Genomic DNA, 17,792 nt, shown 5'->3' on the forward strand with positions numbered 1-17,792 from the left:
CCTGACGTTCACGCCACAATGAACCTCCAGGCTCAAAACAGCTCGGATGGCGAGGCGCAAGGGTTTCCCTGGTGGCTCGCCGTTCTCGTTCTGATCGCTATTGCGATTGCGGTCGCCATTGCCGCCAACAATATCTATGCGCAGGTGTTCGAGACGGTCATTCAAGGCCTCTGGGTGACGATCGGCGTCACGCTCACGGCCTTCGTGCTCGCCTCCGCGCTCGGCCTCGGCATCGCGCTGATGGCACTATCGGGTTCAAAATGGGCGCAGCAGACGGCGCGCTTCTACACCGAGATCATCCGCGGCGTTCCAATCCTCGTCCTGCTCTTCTACATTGCCTTTGTCGGCGCGCCGGCGCTGACCGAAGCGATCAACTTCCTCGCCACGCCGCTGATCAAGACCGGCGTCATGGAGCCACTTCTGGTGCGCGACATCTCGCTCATGTGGCGGGCTATCCTGGCGCTCACCATCGGCTATTCAGCCTTTATCAGCGAGGTCTTTCGCGCCGGCATCATGTCGGTGGACAAGGGGCAGATCGAGGCGGCAAAATCACTCGGCCTCTCGCGCACCCAGCGTTTCCGCCTCGTCGTCATGCCCCAGGCGATCCGCGTCATCCTGCCGCCGCTCGGCAACGACTTCGTTGCCATGGTCAAGGACTCCTCGCTTGTTTCGGTTCTCGGCGTGCAGGACATCACCCAGCTCGGCAAGGTCTATGCCTCCGGCTCCTTCCGCTTCTTCGAGACCTATTCGATCGTAGCCTATGTCTATCTGATCCTCACGGTCGGCCTGTCGCTAGGACTGAGGCGGCTTGAAAAGCGGCTCAGGCGCAACCAGATGCGGTGACATCAAGAAGATTGCCGAGCCTTCCGAAAATTGATATGACGCGCCCATGACGATACCCACGGCAAAAAGCGGCATTTTCGAGCATGTCTTCGTGCTCCAGGACAGGAAGCGTCTTCCTGCCCGCTTTTTCGCGGCGATCTCCGGCGCGCTCAACACCCGCCTATCCTGATCCGCCGCAGCTTCAAGCGAGCTGGCTTCTATTCGATCCAAAAATTCTCCAAGCTTTCGGGAAGAAACATCATGAGCGCACCGCGTACCCTCTATGACAAGATCTGGGACGATCACCTGGTCAGCCAGGCCGATGACGGCACCTGTCTCCTCTATATCGACCGCCACCTCGTTCACGAAGTGACGAGCCCGCAGGCCTTCGAAGGCCTGCGCATGGCCGGCCGCAAGGTTCACGCCCCGGAAAAGACGCTCGCCGTCGTCGACCATAACGTGCCGACCTCGCCGGATCGCCATCTCGGTATCAAGAACGAGGAAAGCCGCATCCAGGTCGAGGCGCTCGCCAAGAATGCCGCCGACTTCAACGTCGAGTATTACTCCGAGAACGACAAGCGCCAGGGCATCGTGCATATCGTCGGTCCCGAACAGGGCTTCACCCTGCCGGGCATGACCATCGTCTGCGGCGACAGCCACACCTCCACGCATGGCGCTTTCGGCGCGCTGGCGCATGGCATCGGCACGTCTGAAGTGGAACACGTTCTGGCCACCCAGACGCTGATCCAGAAGAAGGCCAAGAACATGCTGGTGCGCGTTGACGGCAAGCTGCCGGAAAGCGTCACTGCCAAGGATATCGTGCTCGCCATCATCGGCGAAATCGGCACCGCCGGCGGCACCGGCCACGTCATCGAATTCGCCGGCGAAGCCATCCGTTCGCTCTCCATGGAAGGCCGCATGACGGTCTGCAACATGACGATCGAAGGCGGCGCCCGCGCAGGCCTCATCGCGCCAGACGAAAAGACCTTCGAATATATCAAGGACAAGCCGCGCGCGCCGAAGGGCGAAGCGCTGGAAAAGGCCATCGAATACTGGAAGACGCTGCACACGGACGAAGGCGCGCATTACGACAAGGTCGTCGTGCTCGACGCCGCCGCCCTGCCGCCGATCGTTTCCTGGGGCTCCTCGCCGGAAGACGTCGTCTCCGTCGAAGGCATCGTGCCGAACCCGGACGACATCCATGACGAAAACAAGCGCACCTCCAAGTGGCGCGCGCTGGACTATATGGGCCTGAAGCCGGGCACGAAGATTACCGATATCGCGATCGACCGCGTCTTCATCGGCTCCTGCACCAACGGCCGCATCGAAGACCTGCGCGCTGTCGCAAAGGTCGTCGAAGGCAAGAAGGTGGCAGGCTCGGTCAACGCCATGATCGTTCCGGGCTCCGGCCTCGTGAAGGAACAGGCGGAAGCCGAAGGCCTCGACAAGATCTTCAAGGAAGCCGGCTTTGACTGGCGCGAGCCGGGCTGCTCCATGTGCCTCGCCATGAACGACGACCGCCTGAAGCCGGGCGAACGCTGCGCCTCGACCTCGAACCGCAACTTCGAAGGCCGCCAGGGCTTCAAGGGCCGCACCCACCTTGTTTCCCCCGCCATGGCCGCCGCCGCCGCCATCGCCGGCCACTTCGTCGACATCCGCGACTTCAAGTAAGTCGAGACTGACGGAAAAATTGAAAGGCGTCCGCTCCGGCGGGCGCTTTTTTTGTTGTGCTGTGTGAGCGTCCGGCGGCATCCTGGGTGGCCTTGTCGCGGCCTTTATGCCGCTCTCTTTTTGCAGGTAGACGCCCTTTTGCGCCATAAATCGACTGAAAGCGCCCTCACCAAGCCTGCCAAACCAATCGGCTTCGCCTCTTGGGGCAGGCTATCCTCTCCCCTTGGGGAGAGGAGGGAGACCACGGCGCGGCTCCAGCCTGCTTCTCCCCGGCGGGGAGAAGATGCCGGCAGGCAGATGAGGGGGAGCCGAACCCACCGGAGTGGGAGTCTTCATGACCCCGCCGACAACCGCCCAATCCGCCCCACCATGAAAGCCTCGGCGACCGCCAGCTTCTCGCGGTCAATCCCCGTCTCGAATCCCTTGACCGCCAACAGATCCACCAGCGCGCCCGTCGCCACATTCCCCTTTGCCCCCGGCGCATAGGGGCATCCGCCGAGCCCGCCAACCGCGCTGTCGAAGGTCCGCAGGCCGAGCGCCAGGCTCGCCTCGACATTGGCAAGCGCCCGGTTGCCGGTATCATGATAATGCCCGGCCAAGTGTTCGACTGGCACGGCCATGAGCACCGCCTCCAGCATGGCCGCAATCGTTTCCGGCACCCCGCCCCCGATCGTATCGCCGAGCGATATCTCGAAGCAGCCGACAGCCATCAGCCGCTCCGCCACCGCCCGCACCGCTGCGGGCGCAATCGGCCCCTCATAGGGGCAGGCGACCACGCAGGAGACATAGCCACGAACCGGCAGGCCCGCCGCCCGCGCCGCCTCGAGCACCGGCGCGAACCGCGCGAAGCTCTCTTCGATCGAGCAATTGATATTCTTTTGGCTGAACGTCTCGGACGCCGAAGCGAAAATCGCGACCTCGTCAGCGCCAGCCGCAAGGGCCGCCTCGAAGCCCTTCATGTTCGGCGTCAGCACGCCATAGGTCACGCCCGGCCGCCGGCGGATGCCGGCCATCACTTCGGCCGCATCGGCCATCTGCGGCACCCATTTCGGCGACACGAAACTCGTCGCCTCGATCTTGCGGAATCCGGCGTCCGACAGCAGATCGATCAGCGCGATCTTGTCTGCGGTCGGCACGATCTCCTTCTCGTTCTGCAAGCCATCGCGCGGGCCGACTTCGTAAATCGTGGCGAACTCAGCCATCGACGGCGTCCTTGAGCTTCACCAGCACCGCCCCGCCCTCCGCCTGCCCGCCCTCGGCGACCAGCACGGCCTCGACCACGCCGTCGCGCGGCGCCTTGAGCGTATGCTCCATCTTCATCGCCTCCATGACCAGCAGGCGGTCACCCGCCTTGACCTCATCGCCCGGCTTGACCTCAACGAGACGCACGACGCCGGTCATTGGGGCGAGAATATCGCCCGAGGCGCCATGCGCGGCGTCAGCGCCGGAAAGTGGGCCGGGGTGGAGGAAGACGAAGGTCTCGCCATTGAGGAGAACGGAGACGGACTTGCCGGCGCGGTTTGGGGTGATGACGACGCGGGCGGAGAGGTTAGCGGAACCAACGGATGTCTCGGCGCGGGCGGTGATGGTGAGGGCAGAGCTTGTGACACCCCCCTCTGTCGCTTCGCGACATCTCCCCCTCAGGGGGGGAGAGTGGGAGTGCGACGCCGCCTCTCTGCCAATCTCCCCCCTTGAGGGGGAGATGCCCGGCAGGGCAGAGGGGGGTGCCCCGAAGTCGACGTGCAACGCAGAGAAACTTGCCTCCCCTGCGCCGCCTTCGAGCCGATACCCAGCCGTGTCAGCGATAAGCCGCCGTTCCAGCTTCTCACCTTCGTGGAAAAGCACAACCCGATGCGCGGCCTCACCCCAGAGCCGGAACCCGGCATGCGACGCAGCGGGATCGATCTCAAGCACCGCAAGCGCAGCCACTAAAACACTATCCTCAGAAAGCTCCGACTTACGGAGAAGCCCACCCAGATCCCGCTCGATCAGCCCCGTATCCATACGTCCGGCGCGGAACGTCTCGTCCACCGACAGCGCCCGCAGAAAATCGCGGTTCGTCGCGAGCCCGGCAATATGCGTCTCGCCAAGCGCCGCACCCAGCCGGTCCAGCGCCACATCGCGCGTCACCCCATGCGCGATCACCTTGGCAATCATCGGATCGTAGAAGGGCGAGACCGCATCGCCACCAACCACGCCACCGTCAATGCGAACGCCATCGACCCTCCCGAAAGCCAGATGGTCGATGCGGCCCGCCTGCGGCAGGAACCCGCCCGCCGGGTCTTCCGCATAAAGACGCGCCTCCACGGCATGGCCATGAATCCGGATATCATCCTGCACGACCGACAAAGCCTCGCCGCTCGCCACCCGCAATTGCCATTCGACCAGATCGAAGCCGGTGATCGCCTCCGTGACCGGATGTTCGACCTGAAGCCGCGTGTTCATTTCCATGAACCAGAATCCGTCGGGACGTAGCGCCCCGGAGCCATCGGCGATGAATTCGATCGTTCCGGCACCTTTGTAGTTCACGGCCTGAGCCGCCTTGACCGCAGCTCCCGTCATCGCGGCCCGCACGGCCTCGCTCATCCCCGGTGCCGGAGCCTCTTCGATCACCTTCTGATGCCGGCGTTGCAGCGAGCAATCGCGCTCGAAGAGGTGGACGATGTGGCCGTGGCTGTCGCCGAAGACCTGCACCTCGATATGGCGCGGCGAGAGGATGTATTTCTCGATCAGCACCTTGTCGTCGCCAAAGGAGGATTTCGCCTCACGCCGGCAGCTTTCCAGCGCCGACGCGAAATCCTGAGGTTGATCGACCAGCCGCATCCCCTTTCCGCCGCCGCCAGCAGAGGCCTTGATCAGCACCGGATAGCCGATCCGATTCGCCTCACCCGCCAGAAACGCGGCATCCTGATTGTCGCCGTGATAACCCGGCACGACAGGAACGCCGGCCTTCTCCATCAGCCGCTTGGCCGCATCCTTCAGCCCCATGGCCCGGATGGACGAGGCCGACGGGCCGATGAAGACAAGACCAGCCTTCTCGGCGGCCTCGACGAAATCCGGATTTTCCGACAGGAAACCGTAGCCCGGATGGATCGCTTCAGCACCGGTCGCCAGCGCTGCGGAGATAATCCTTTCGCCAGATAAATAACTTTCCCGCGCCGGCGACGGGCCGATATGCACGGCCTCGTCTGCAAGCTTGCGATGTTGCGCCTCGGCGTCCGCATCGGAGTAAACAGCCACGGTACGGATACCGAGGCGCCTGGCCGTGCGGATGATGCGGCAGGCAATTTCGCCGCGATTGGCAATCAGGATCCTGGAAAACATGGGCTCTCTCCTCACATCCTGAACAGGCCGAATTTCGTGTCTTCAACGGGGGCGTTGAGTGCAGCGCGCAGCGACAGCGCCACCACCTCGCGGGTCTTTTCCGGATCGATGATCCCGTCGTCCCAGAGCCGCGCCGAGGCGTAGAGCGGGGCGGATTGCCGCTCGAACTGTTCGAGCGTCGGCCGCTTGAACTCGGCCTCATCCTCCGCAGACCAGCTGGCACCCTTAGCCTCGATGCCGGCGCGGCGGACACTGGCGAGAACCCCCGCCGCCTGTGGCCCGCCCATCACGGAAATCCGCGCATTTGGCCACATCCAGAGGAAACGCGGTCCGTAAGCACGGCCGCACATACCGTAATTGCCCGCTCCATAGGAGCCGCCGATAATGACCGTCACTTTCGGCACGCCGGCAGTGGAAACCGCCGTCACCAGCTTCGCCCCATCCTTGGCAATGCCGCCCGCCTCATATTTCGAGCCGACCATGAAGCCGGTGATATTCTGCAGGAAGAGCAGCGGAATTTTCCGCTGGCAGCACAGTTCGATGAAATGCGCGCCCTTTTGCGAGCTCTCGGAAAAGAGCACGCCATTGTTGGCGATGATGCCCACCGGCACGCCGTCGATATGCGCAAAGCCGGTGACAAGCGTCGCCCCGTAGCGCGGCTTGAACTCATCGAAATCCGAACTGTCGGTGATCCGGGCGATCACCTCTCGCACATCATAGGGCGTCTTCGCATCCGCCGGCACGAGGGCCATGATGTCGGAGGCCGGATGAAGCGGCGCGCGGGGGGATTGAAGCGCGATGTTTGGCTGCGGCGCAGGACCGAGATGTTTCACGATCTGGCGGGCGAGCGCCAGCGCATGGTCGTCATCATCTGCGAGATAGTCGGCAACGCCGGAAAGCCGCGTATGCGTATCGCCGCCGCCCAGCGTTTCCGCATCGATCACCTCGCCCGTCGCCTCCTTCACCAGCGGCGGGCCGGCGAGAAAGATCGTGCCCTGGTTCTTCACGATGATCGTCTGGTCGCACATGGCCGGAACGTAAGCGCCCCCTGCCGTGCAGGAGCCCATGACGACGGCGATCTGCGCGATGCCGGCGGCGCTCATGCGCGCCTGATTGTAGAAGATGCGCCCAAAATGCTCCTTGTCAGGAAACACCTCGTCCTGGTTCGGCAGATTCGCGCCGCCCGAGTCCACCAGATAGAGGCAGGGCAGCCGGTTTTCGGCGGCGATCTCCTGCGCCCGCAAATGCTTCTTCACGGTCAGCGGATAGTAAGTCCCGCCTTTCACAGTGGCGTCGTTGCAGACGATCATGCAATCGCGGCCCATGACCCGGCCGATCCCGGCAATGACCCCGGCAGAGGGAATATCGTCCTCGTAAACGCTGCTTGCAGCGAACAGTCCGATTTCCAGAAAGGGCGAACCGGGATCGAGAAGCCCGGCCACGCGATCACGCGGCAGAAGCTTGCCGCGCTTCACATGCCGGTCCCGCGCCGCCTGCGGCCCACCCGCCATGATGCGCAGCGCCTCGGCTTCGATGGCTTCGCGCTGGGCCAGCATCGCGGCGCGATTGGTCTCGGCCTCCGGGGGAAGCGGCGTTCCGATGATCGTCATGGCTTCACTCCTTAGCTCAGCGCATTGCACTCATGAGTTCGCGGCCGATCAGCATGCGGCGGATTTCCGACGTGCCCGCCCCGATCTCCATCAGCTTCGCATCGCGGAAGATGCGGCTCACGGCGCTGTCATTGAGGAAGCCCGCGCCGCCCATGGCTTGGACTGCCTGATGCGCCACCTCCATGCCCTTCTCGGAGGCATAGAGCACGCAGGCCGCCGCATCCTGCCGGGTGATCTGGCCGCGGTCGCAGGCGGCCGCTGCGGCATAGACATAGGCGCGAGAGGAGTTCATCGCCGTGTACATGTCGGCGATCTTGCCCTGCATGAGCTGGAAATCGCCGATGGACTGGCCGAACTGCTTGCGCTCGACCATATAGGGCATGATCTCGTCCAGGCAGGCGGCCATGATGCCGAGACCGATGCCGGAGAGAACGACACGCTCGAAATCGAGCCCCGACATCAACACCCGCGCGCCCTTGCCCTCTTCGCCGAGCACGTTTTCGAACGGCACCTCGACATTCTCGAAGATCAGCTCGCCGGTATTGGAACCGCGCATGCCGAGCTTGTCAAAATGGTTGGAGGTCGAAAAGCCCTTCATCGTCTTCTCGATGATGAAGGCCGTCACGCCCTTGGAGCCGCCATCCGGATCGGTCTTGGCATAGACCACCAGCGTATCGGCATCCGGCCCATTGGTGATCCAGTATTTCGAACCGTTCAGCACGTAGCGGTCATTGCGCTTGTCGGCGCGCAGCTTCATCGAGATGACGTCGGAGCCGGCACTTGTCTCCGACATGGCAAGCGCACCGATATGCTCGCCGGAAACAAGCTTCGGCAGATATTTCCGCTTCTGCTCGGCATTTCCGTTGAGCTTGATCTGGTTGACGCAGAGATTGGAATGAGCGCCGTAGGACAGCGACACGGAGGCGGACGCGCGGGCGATCTCCTCGACCACGATCGTATGCGCCAGATAGCCCATGTCGACGCCGCCGAACTCCTCCGGCACGGTGACGCCGAGAAAGCCGAGCGCGCCCATTTCCGGCCAGAGCGCGTTCGGGAAGGCATTCGCGCGGTCGATCTCCGCCGCGCGCGGCTTCAGCTTCTCCTGTGCCCAGCGATGCGCCACCGCCTGCAGAGCCTCGATCTCTTCGCTCAGTCCGAACCGCATCGTATGATGGAACATGTCTTCCTCCCGTTGCTCCGTGTCGCCTGGTGCTCCTCAAGCCGGCGATGACGACACGCGAAAATGCCGTTTCAGGTCACGCTTTTCAGCACCATCTCTTCGTAGATATCCTCGATCTTTTCCCGGCTAAGCCGACCGCCAGTGCGATACCAGGTGTTGACACCGGTCAGCATGGCGAGAATGGCCATGGCGGCGACATGCGGCTCCTCCAGCCGGAATTCGCCCGCCTCGGCGCCCTTGGCGAGGATGGATTTCAATTCACCTTCGTAAGTCTTGCGCAACGCTTCGACGGCCGCGAAACCTTCCGGCTCCAGCGCGCGCAGCTCCATATAGGAAATGAAGACGGCATCCGCCCGGCTGATATGGTGGCGGATATGGAAACGGGCAAAGCGCGTCAGCGCGGTGCGTGGTGTCTCGTTTTCCTGCCGCTCCTCGGCATAAGCGGCCAGCAACTCCTCCATATGCTCCCTCATCAGGGTCACGAGGATCTGCTGCTTCGTGGGGAAATATTGGTAGAGAGCGCTTGCCTGCACACCGACGGCAGACGCAATCTGGCGCATCGAAACGGCATCATAGCCATGCCGAGCAAAGAGCTTCAGGCTCTCCTGCCGGATCGTCCGCGCCGTCGTCTCGCCATTCGCTCCCGCCTGCCGTGCCATCTCTCCTCCCGAAAGAAATGAACATTCGTTAAATTAATGGCGCGAGTTGCTGGTTGAGTCAAGTGCCGAAAACTCTGGTTCGCCCAAACGAAAAACCGCCGGGCTCAGCACCCGGCGGTTACGTCTGTTCAGCCGAAAAATCCGGCTCTTATTCGAAGAATTCCTTCATCTTGGCGAAGAAGCCGGAGGATTCCGGGTTGTTTTCCTTCGAGGAGATCTGCTCGAACTCCTGCAGAAGTTCGCGCTGGCGCTTGGTCAGCTTCTGCGGCGTTTCGATCATGATCTGGATGTAGAGATCCCCGGTCTGGTTGGACCGCATGATCGGCATGCCCTTGCCCTTGAGGCGGAACTGCTTGCCAGTCTGCGTGCCTTCCGGGATCGTCACCCGCGATTTCGTGCCATCGAGCGTGGTCACGTCGAACTTGCCGCCGAGCGCCGCCGTGGTCATCGAGACGGGAACGGAGCAGTAAAGATCGGCCCCTTCCCGCTGGAAGAACTGGTGCGGCTTCACCGACATGAAGATATAGAGATCGCCCGCCGGTCCGCCACGAAGCCCGGCCTCGCCCTCGCCCGTCAGGCGAATACGTGTGCCGTCCTCGATGCCCGCCGGGATGTTGACCGACAGCGACCGCTCTTCCTGGATCCGGCCATGACCATGGCACTTGGTGCAGGGATCGGTGATCGTCTGGCCGCGGCCCTGGCAGGTCGGGCAGGTGCGCTCGATCGAGAAGAACCCTTGCGCCGCACGCACACGCCCCGCACCCTGACAGGTCGGGCAGGTCGTCGGCTTCGTGCCGGGCTTCGCGCCCGAGCCGTTGCAGACGTCGCAGGAGATCGTGGTCGGAACCCTGATCTGCGCCGTCTTGCCTGCATAGGCTTCCTCGAGCGAAATCTCCATGTTGTAGCGAAGGTCGGCGCCGCGTTCGCGACCGCCGGACGGACGGCGGCCACGGCCACCACCCATCATTTCGCCGAAGATATCTTCGAAGATGTCCGAGAATCCGCCCTGGCCGAAGCCCTGGCCACCGCCCCCGAAGGGACCGCCGCCGCCCATGCCGCCCTGTTCGAAGGCTGCATGGCCGAAACGATCATAGGCAGCCCGCTTCTGCGGGTCCTTGAGCGTCTCATAGGCCTCGTTGATTTCCTTGAACTTCTTCTCGGCTTCCTTGTCATCCGGATTCTTGTCCGGATGATATTTCATTGCCATCTTGCGAAAGGCGCTTTTCAGCTCCTTTTCGTCGGCCGTCTTGGAGACGCCGAGCAACTCATAAAAATCCGCCTTTGCCATCGTCAGTCAGCTCCGCTTCCCGAGTGTCGGCCTGGGATCGGTTTCCTTTTGGACCCGATCCCGGCCGGTTTGGCATCAGGCCGACTTTTTCTTGTCGTCGTCGACTTCTTCATATTCGGCATCGACGACCTTGTCGTCGGCCGAAGCGCCGTGAGCGCCGGCTTCAGCAGCCTGGCTCTGTTCATACATGGCCTGACCCAGCTTCATGGACACTTCCATGAGCGTCTGCGTGCGGGCCTGCAGTTCTGCCAGATCCGGCTCTGCCTTTTCGACGGCTTCCTTCAGGCTGGCGATGGCATCCGAAATCGCGGTGCGATCGGCTTCGGTTACCTTGTCACCATAATCCTTCAGCGACTTTTCCGAGGAGTGGATCAGGCTTTCGGCCTGGTTCTTGGCTTCCACGGTTTCGCGGCGCTTCTTGTCAGCGTCGGCATTGGCCTCGGCGTCCTTGACCATCTTCTCGATCTCGGCGTCGGAGAGACCCCCGGAAGCCTGGATGCGGATCTGGTGCTCCTTGCCGGTGCCCTTGTCCTTGGCCGAAACCTGCACGATGCCGTTGGCGTCGATGTCGAACGTGACTTCGATCTGCGGCACGCCGCGCGGTGCCGGCGGAATGCCGACGAGGTCGAACTGGCCGAGCAGCTTGTTGTCTGCCGCCATTTCGCGCTCGCCCTGCGACACGCGGATGGTCACGGCGTTCTGGTTGTCTTCGGCCGTCGAGAAGGTCTGGCTCTTCTTCGTCGGGATCGTCGTGTTGCGATCAATCAGACGGGTGAAGACGCCACCGAGCGTTTCGATGCCGAGCGACAGCGGGGTCACGTCGAGAAGCAGAACGTCCTTGACGTCGCCCTGCAGAACGCCGGCCTGGATGGCGGCGCCCATGGCGACCACTTCATCCGGGTTGACGCCCTTGTGCGGCTCCTTGCCGAACAGCTGCTTGACGACTTCCTGCACCTTCGGCATGCGGCTCATGCCGCCGACGAGAACGACTTCGTCGATCTCGGCAGCCGTAACGCCGGCATCCTTCAGGGCTGCCTTGCACGGTGCGACGGTGCGCTGGACGAGATCGTCGACCAGAGCTTCGAACTTGGCGCGCGTTAGCTTCAGCGTCAGGTGCTTCGGGCCGGAAGCATCCGCCGTGATGAACGGCAAGTTGATTTCGGTCTGCTGCGAGGACGACAGTTCGATCTTGGCCTTTTCGGCAGCTTCCTTGAGGCGCTGCAGAGCCAGCTTGTCCTTCTTCAGATCGATGCCGTTGTCCTTCTTGAATTCGTCGGCAAGATATTCGACGAGACGCATGTCGAAGTCTTCACCGCCGAGGAAGGTGTCGCCGTTGGTCGACTTCACTTCGAAGACGCCGTCGCCGATTTCGAGAACCGAGATATCGAACGTACCGCCGCCAAGGTCGTAAACGGCAATGGTCTTGCCTTCGCGCTTGTCGAGGCCATAGGCCAGAGCAGCAGCGGTCGGCTCGTTGATGATGCGCAGAACTTCAAGACCGGCGATCTTGCCGGCATCCTTGGTAGCCTGACGCTGGGCGTCGTTGAAGTAGGCCGGAACGGTGATGACGGCCTTCTCGACCTTTTCACCCAGGTAAGCTTCCGCCGTTTCCTTCATCTTCTGGAGAACCATGGCGGAGATCTGCGACGGAGAATAATCCGTGCCGCCGGCCTTCACCCAGGCGTCGCCATTGCCGCCACGTACGATCTGATAGGGAACGAGGCCCTTATCCTTTTCAACTAGCTTGTCGTCGAAACGCCGGCCGATGAGGCGCTTGACGGCGAAAAGCGTGTTTTCCGGATTGGTGACGGCCTGGCGCTTTGCCGGCTGGCCGACAAGACGCTCGCCATCGTCGCTGAAGGCGACCATCGAAGGCGTCGTACGCGCACCTTCGGCATTCTCGATGACCCGGGCGTCCTTGCCATCCATGACGGAGACGCAGGAGTTGGTGGTTCCAAGGTCGATACCAATTACTTTAGCCATGTTCATTCTCTCCTTGAAGCAAGCTGCCGGGACCCGGTCAGGCATTCCTTGGCAGCCCCTAACGGGATTACACTTGTCTATCGCAGCCGAAACTGCGGCGATGCGGGGTATATAAGGAGCGATTTTTCGCTCTGCAAGGCGGATTTGCCCGGCAAACCAATAGATTTGCGGTGATTTTGCATGCGAGCCTTGCGCAGAGATGATCCACACAAAGCCCTGTGTCAGTTGCCGTTGATGATGTCGAGCAGGGTCTTCTGACGGCCGCCCTGCGGACGGGTGTTCTGCGCCCCGACATCCCCGGGCGGAACGGGCCCTTCCAGCGTACCGCCGGGAATATCGCCAGGGGGAACGGGCCCTTCCAGAACAGAGCCATCAGGCCGCGTACGGCTATTCTGCTGCGGCCTGTCGATGGCGGCAGGCGGCACGGGTGCGAGTTGGCCCGCAGGCGGCGCGCTGGCAACCGGCGGCGGGGGCGCGGGCTGGGCTTGGGCCGGCGACGGCGCGCGACGCTCGGGCTGCGCCGGCTTGCCGTTCAGGAAGTCCGAGATGATATCGGTCAGCGTCCGGCTCTTCTCCGGCACGTCACGCGAGGCCGTCGGCACATTCGACTTTGGCGGCTGGGCGGGTGCGATGGGACCGCCGGTGGTGCCGAAGATCGGCCCCGGCGTCTTGCCCTTTTCCGCAGAGACCATGAACTGATGCCAGGTTTCGGCGGGAAGACCGCCACCCGTAACCCGCTTGGTCGGGGTGCCGTCGTCGTTGCCGAACCAGACGCCGGTCGTCAGATCCGAGGTGAACCCAACGAACAGCGCGTCGCGCGATGATTGCGTCGTGCCGGTCTTGCCGGCAACCGGCCAGCCGGAAAGCCGGGCTGCCTTGCCCGTGCCTTCATTGACGACGCGCATGAGCATGCCGTTCATCATGGCCACGATATTCGGCTCGAGAACCCGCGGCGGGTCGTCATAATTGTTTTCGTAAAGCACCTTGCCCTTGGCTGTGGTGATGCGGCGCACGACATGCGGCGTGGCCTTGTAACCACCATTCATGAAGGGCGCATACGACGCCGTCAGATCCATCAGCGTGACTTCCGACGTGCCGAGCGCAATCGAGGCATTCGGCTGAAGATCGGCCTCAATGCCCATGCGGTGGGCGACCTTGATCACCTGCGGCGGCCCGGCCTCCATGACGAGCTGAGCCGCAATCGTGTTCAACGAATGCGCCAGCGCATAGGACAGCGTGACGGGGCCGTTATACTTCTTCTCGTAGTTTTCCGGCGTCCAGTCGCCGATGCGCACCGGGGCGTCGTTGCGGATCGAGTCCGGCGTATCGCCCAGTTCAAGTGCTGCAACATAGACAAACGGCTTGAAGGCGGAGCCGGGCTGGCGCAGGGCCTTGTAGGCACGGTCATACTGGCTCTCGGCATAGTCTTTTCCGCCCACCAGCGCCCGGATTGCGCCGGTTCCGTCGATGGAGACGAGCGCCCCCTGGCTGACATTCAGGCGTTTGCCTTCCTTGTCGATGGCATTGCGAATGGCATCGCCAGCTTCGGTTTCCAGCTTGGGATCGATCGTCGTGTCGACGATCAGGTCTTCCTTCACGTCGCCGACCATGTCGTGCAGCTTGTCCATGACCATGTCGGCGACATACTGGCCGGCACTGGACATGTAGGGCCGCGCCGGATCAGGCGTCATCGCCAGCGCGCTCTGCACCTGCTTCTCGTTGATGTAGCCGGCATCCCGCATCGCGCCGAGAACGACCTCGGCACGCGCCTTGGCGGCCGCAGGATCCTTCACGGGCGAAAGCCGCGACGGCGCCTTGAGGAGCCCGGCAATGGTGGCGGCCTCCATCAGATTGAGGTCGCGCGCCGATTTGTTGTAGTAACGCCGTGCCGCCGCCTCCACGCCATAGGCATTCGCGCCGAAATAGACGCGATTGAGATACATGGCGAGGATTTCGTCCTTGGTGAACTTGTGCTCGAGCCAGATGGCGAGCAGCACTTCCTGCACCTTGCGCTCCATGGTGCGCTCAGGCGTCAGGAAAAGGTTCTTGGCCAGCTGCTGGGTCAGCGTCGAGCCGCCCTGTACGGTATGACCACTCACAAGGTTCGTGACAACGGCGCGGGCCAGACCGATCGGATCGAAGCCGAAATGGTAGTAGAAGCGCCGGTCCTCGATGGAAATCACGGCTTCCGGCAGGTAGGGCGACATACTGTCGAGGCTGAGCGCCTCGCCGCCGGTCGAGCCGCGATTGGCGATGATCGAGCCGTCGGCCGCCACGATCTTGATATTCGGCGGCCGGTCCGGGATGGTCCAGGAGGTCGCATTCGGCATCTGCGCGCCGTAGTAGAGGAAAATCCCGCCAATGCCGATCGCACCCCAGATGGCGAGCACGATGCCCCAGTAGATCATACCGCGGATAAGGGCGAAAATGCCGCCGCCGGACCGCTTGCGCGAACGCCGAGAAGAGGCCTTCGCATCACGATCCTCACGTCGGGAGCCGCCCCGCCGCGATCCGCCGCCGGAATTGTCACGCGAACCACGCGACGGGCCGCCAACGCGATCGCTTTGGCTCGCGTTCAATCCACCATCGAACGAGGGTTCGATGCGCCTGTCACTATCGTCGTGTCTTGCCATTCCGCCGGGTTAAGTCCTTGAAGGGCTGGAGGGCCTTCATTGCCCTGGAGTTTCGATGTCGCCGTGAACTTTAAATGTGGCGGTTTAAGGGGGCGTTAAACATTCTGACATGAAGCCACAATCCGCAAAGAAAAGGGCCGGCCAGCGGCCAGCCCCCTCCCCGATCGAAAAATCTGCAGCCGTCTCAAGCTGCCAGCGCGTCCATGATGCGGATCCAGGAGCGTATGCCCTTGCGGTAGGATTCGAGATTGTACTTCTCGTTGGGCGAATGGATGCGGTCATCGGCAAGCGCAAAACCGGCCAGCAGCGACTGCATGCCAAGCATCGACTGGAAGTCGCCGACGATCGGGATCGAGCCGCCCATGCCGATCATCAGCGCGGGTTTCGACCATTCCTGCGACAGCGCTTCACGCGCCCTGGTGAGCAGCGGCGAATCATAGGGCAGCTGGATGGCCGGCGAGCCACCATGTTCATGGAACTCGACCGAGCAATCGGCCGGAATGCGCGACTTGACATAGGCGCGGAAGCTCTCGCGGATCTTTGCCGGGTCCTGCTTGCCGACCAGACGGAACGAAACCTTGGCCGACGCCTGGGCGGCAATCACGGTCTTGAAGCCACCGCCGGTATAGCCGCCGATGATGCCGTTGACCTCGGCGGTCGGACGCGCCCAGGTCAGCTCGAGAATGGAACGGCCCTTTTCGCCCGACGGGATCGACAGGCCGATGGCGCCCAGAAAGTCCTCGCCGGTACGGCCAAGCTCTTCCCATTTCGCCTTGATGTCGGCCGGCGTTTCCTCCACGCCCTCATAGAAGCCCGGCAGCGTGACGGCACCGTTCTCGTCATGAAGACCGGCGAGAATGTCGGAGAGAATGTGGATAGGGTTGGCGGCCGCCCCACCATAGTAGCCCGAGTGGAGGTCGCGGCTCGCCGCCTTGACCACGATTTCCTCACCGACGAGGCCGCGAAGGCCTGCGGAGATCGCCGGCGTTTCGGCATCCCACATGGACGTATCGCAAACGAGCGCAAAGTCGGCCTTCAACTCGTCCTTGTTGGCCTCGAGGAAGGGCTTCAGCGACGGCGATCCCGATTCTTCCTCGCCCTCGAACAGAATGGTGACGCGAACGGGAAGCGTACCCTTGACGTCCTTGTAGGCCCGCACGGCCTCCACAAACGTCAGCAACTGCCCCTTGTCGTCGGAAGTGCCGCGCCCCGTAATGATCTTGCGGCCCGATGCGTCCTCCTTCACGGAAGGCTCGAACGGATCGGTCTCCCAAAGCTCGATCGGGTCGACCGGCTGGACGTCGTAGTGGCCGTAGAACAGCACATGCGGACTGTCGGCCTTCGCGCCTGCATGATGCGCCACGACCATGGGATGACCGGGCGTGTCGCGCACCGAGGCTTCGAAGCCGAGACCGATCAGGACGGAGACCAGATAGTCCGCCGCCTTGCGGCACTCCGCCTTGAAGGCCGGATCGGTAGAGATCGACTGGATGCGAACGAGTTCAAAAAGCCGGTCAAGGCTTGCAGGCAGGTTTTCGTCCGCGCGGGAGAGCACGTTGTCGATTTGGGGCATGGCAGGATTTCCAGCGTTGTTTAAGCAGGTGGGTTGGGCCGGACCATAGCCCACATTGGCTCAGACAGGAATCTGTTTTCTTTCCGAAATCGGGCCGGGGACGGATTGCGGATCTTCGTCCAGTTTGCGGGCATTCTCGACCAGCCAGCGCATGTATTCCAGCAACAGTTCGCGCTCGAAACGGCGAAACCCGCCGAACATGGCGTCCTCTGCGGCGCGGGCGGCGGCCTCGGCCTCGGGCTGCATTGCGCTGGCGCGCTCGGTCAGGAAGAGAAGCTGGGCGCGCTTGTCGCTCGGATGTGGCCGGCGCTCGATGAGCCCGTCCCGCTCCATGCGGGCGAGCGTATTCGCCATCGTCGCCTGCTCGATATCCAGCCGGTCGACGAGCTGACGCTGCGTGAGCCCGTCCTCAGCCCAGAGCGCGACAAGAACCGGAAACTGCCCCGGAAGGAAGCCGAGGCTCGCCGTCCGCTCCTGAAACGCCCGCGCAAATCCGCGAGCCAGAAGGCTCGAAAGATAGGTCGCGGAAGTGGTTAGGTCGAATGCCATATTCGTCTTGATAGACGAGCCGGCGATTCGCAGCAATCCGGTTGACAGCAGGCTATGGAACTGAAGGTGGGCCGAACCGGCAGGGGCGGCGAAGCCTGAAAAAGCAAAAGCCGCCATGGCCTGGAGGGGGGGATGCCATGGCGGCTTGCGATTTGGGGACAAAGACCCGGAGAGGGGGGATGAGGTCTTTGTCCACGTCTGACAATGGCGGGGGACAGGCCGTTTGTCAGACAGCGGCGTGATCAATCGCCGACGCACTCAAAATGACTGTCGGAATGTGGCTTTTCAAGGTCTCCAGAATTACAAATTGGTAATGCAACGTGATCATCCGCCGGCGCGCAGCGAACGCTTGAAAATATTAGCAAACCATTGAATTACCGAAGAGAAAAGGCCGCAACGGAAGGGGCAATTCCGCTGCGGCCGCGATGTAGCGCAGCGCCACGGGGCGATGGCAGCTGCAATCGGCGCGAACACTATTGGGGGGACGGTTTCGCGCCGGT

The 17,792-nt window shown here is 62.6% G+C and carries 13 protein-coding genes; 3 read left to right on the forward strand and 10 right to left on the reverse strand.

What is annotated here, in order from left to right; genetic code table 11:
- Nucleotides 1-18 precede the first annotated feature (18 nt).
- From LQK83_RS10695 to leuC, 3 genes are all read left to right on the forward strand, one after another.
- A complete protein-coding gene (locus LQK83_RS10695) occupies nt 19-843 on the forward strand; it encodes an amino acid ABC transporter permease (RefSeq protein WP_230837401.1) in 825 nt (274 codons plus the stop codon).
- Nucleotides 844-889: 46 nt separating this feature from the next.
- The gene (locus tag LQK83_RS21650; RefSeq protein ID WP_269065458.1) at nt 890-1,012 is read left to right on the forward strand and encodes a hypothetical protein; all 123 of its coding nucleotides are present in this window, start codon (nt 890-892) and stop codon (nt 1,010-1,012) included.
- A 71-nt stretch (nt 1,013-1,083) separates the two neighbouring features.
- A complete protein-coding gene (gene leuC / locus LQK83_RS10700; RefSeq protein ID WP_230837402.1) occupies nt 1,084-2,493 on the forward strand; it encodes a 3-isopropylmalate dehydratase large subunit in 1,410 nt (469 codons plus the stop codon).
- A gap of 332 nt (nt 2,494-2,825) precedes the next feature.
- On the opposite strand, the gene LQK83_RS10705 is transcribed toward leuC, so the two are convergent.
- The 10 genes from LQK83_RS10705 to LQK83_RS10755 all read right to left on the reverse strand — a co-directional run bounded on the left by LQK83_RS10705 (nt 2,826) and on the right by LQK83_RS10755 (nt 17,292).
- A complete protein-coding gene (locus LQK83_RS10705) occupies nt 2,826-3,695 on the reverse strand; it encodes a hydroxymethylglutaryl-CoA lyase (RefSeq protein WP_230837403.1) in 870 nt (289 codons plus the stop codon).
- Complete coding sequence (locus LQK83_RS10715; RefSeq protein ID WP_330166278.1) at nt 3,688-5,817, reverse strand: acetyl/propionyl/methylcrotonyl-CoA carboxylase subunit alpha; 2,130 nt, start codon at nt 5,815-5,817, stop codon at nt 3,688-3,690. The genes LQK83_RS10705 and LQK83_RS10715 overlap by 8 nt, the downstream gene beginning before the upstream one ends.
- 11 nt (nt 5,818-5,828) lie before the next feature.
- The gene (locus LQK83_RS10720; protein ID WP_230837640.1) at nt 5,829-7,373 is read right to left on the reverse strand and encodes a carboxyl transferase domain-containing protein; all 1,545 of its coding nucleotides are present in this window, start codon (nt 7,371-7,373) and stop codon (nt 5,829-5,831) included.
- A 70-nt stretch (nt 7,374-7,443) separates the two neighbouring features.
- Nucleotides 7,444-8,607: an acyl-CoA dehydrogenase family protein gene (locus LQK83_RS10725; protein WP_230837404.1), complete on the reverse strand. Its 1,164-nt coding sequence runs from the start codon at nt 8,605-8,607 to the stop codon at nt 7,444-7,446.
- 71 nt (nt 8,608-8,678) lie between these two features.
- Nucleotides 8,679-9,266, reverse strand: a complete 588-nt coding sequence (locus LQK83_RS10730; protein WP_230837405.1) for a TetR/AcrR family transcriptional regulator — start codon at nt 9,264-9,266, stop codon at nt 8,679-8,681.
- A 148-nt stretch (nt 9,267-9,414) separates the two neighbouring features.
- Entirely contained in the window at nt 9,415-10,554 is a 1,140-nt protein-coding gene (gene dnaJ, locus LQK83_RS10735; RefSeq protein WP_230837406.1) for a molecular chaperone DnaJ, read from the reverse strand.
- Between the two features lie 75 nt (nt 10,555-10,629).
- A complete protein-coding gene (dnaK, locus tag LQK83_RS10740) occupies nt 10,630-12,537 on the reverse strand; it encodes a molecular chaperone DnaK (protein ID WP_230837407.1) in 1,908 nt (635 codons plus the stop codon).
- A 221-nt stretch (nt 12,538-12,758) separates the two neighbouring features.
- Entirely contained in the window at nt 12,759-15,170 is a 2,412-nt protein-coding gene (locus tag LQK83_RS10745) for a transglycosylase domain-containing protein (RefSeq protein ID WP_230837408.1), read from the reverse strand.
- A gap of 184 nt (nt 15,171-15,354) precedes the next feature.
- Nucleotides 15,355-16,743, reverse strand: a complete 1,389-nt coding sequence (locus tag LQK83_RS10750) for a M20/M25/M40 family metallo-hydrolase (RefSeq protein ID WP_230837409.1) — start codon at nt 16,741-16,743, stop codon at nt 15,355-15,357.
- A gap of 60 nt (nt 16,744-16,803) precedes the next feature.
- The gene (locus LQK83_RS10755; RefSeq protein ID WP_230837410.1) at nt 16,804-17,292 is read right to left on the reverse strand and encodes a MarR family winged helix-turn-helix transcriptional regulator; all 489 of its coding nucleotides are present in this window, start codon (nt 17,290-17,292) and stop codon (nt 16,804-16,806) included.
- Nucleotides 17,293-17,792 lie beyond the last annotated feature (500 nt).

The sequence above is a fragment of the Rhizobium sp. C1 genome, assembly GCF_021026335.1.
Lineage (GTDB): Bacteria > Pseudomonadota > Alphaproteobacteria > Rhizobiales > Rhizobiaceae > Ensifer_A.

Coding starts and splice junctions, on each gene's coding strand:
- LQK83_RS10695 (WP_230837401.1), top strand. CDS start 19: ATGAACCTCCAGGCTCAAAACAGCTCGGATGGCGAGGCGCAAGGGTTT.
- LQK83_RS21650 (WP_269065458.1), top strand. CDS start 890: ATGACGATACCCACGGCAAAAAGCGGCATTTTCGAGCATGTCTTCGTG.
- leuC (WP_230837402.1), top strand. CDS start 1,084: ATGAGCGCACCGCGTACCCTCTATGACAAGATCTGGGACGATCACCTG.
- LQK83_RS10705 (WP_230837403.1), bottom strand. CDS start 3,695: ATGGCTGAGTTCGCCACGATTTACGAAGTCGGCCCGCGCGATGGCTTG.
- LQK83_RS10715 (WP_330166278.1), bottom strand. CDS start 5,817: ATGTTTTCCAGGATCCTGATTGCCAATCGCGGCGAAATTGCCTGCCGC.
- LQK83_RS10720 (WP_230837640.1), bottom strand. CDS start 7,373: ATGCTGGCCCAGCGCGAAGCCATCGAAGCCGAGGCGCTGCGCATCATG.
- LQK83_RS10725 (WP_230837404.1), bottom strand. CDS start 8,607: ATGTTCCATCATACGATGCGGTTCGGACTGAGCGAAGAGATCGAGGCT.
- LQK83_RS10730 (WP_230837405.1), bottom strand. CDS start 9,266: ATGGCACGGCAGGCGGGAGCGAATGGCGAGACGACGGCGCGGACGATC.
- dnaJ (WP_230837406.1), bottom strand. CDS start 10,554: ATGGCAAAGGCGGATTTTTATGAGTTGCTCGGCGTCTCCAAGACGGCC.
- dnaK (WP_230837407.1), bottom strand. CDS start 12,537: ATGGCTAAAGTAATTGGTATCGACCTTGGAACCACCAACTCCTGCGTC.
- LQK83_RS10745 (WP_230837408.1), bottom strand. CDS start 15,170: ATGGCAAGACACGACGATAGTGACAGGCGCATCGAACCCTCGTTCGAT.
- LQK83_RS10750 (WP_230837409.1), bottom strand. CDS start 16,743: ATGCCCCAAATCGACAACGTGCTCTCCCGCGCGGACGAAAACCTGCCT.
- LQK83_RS10755 (WP_230837410.1), bottom strand. CDS start 17,292: ATGGCATTCGACCTAACCACTTCCGCGACCTATCTTTCGAGCCTTCTG.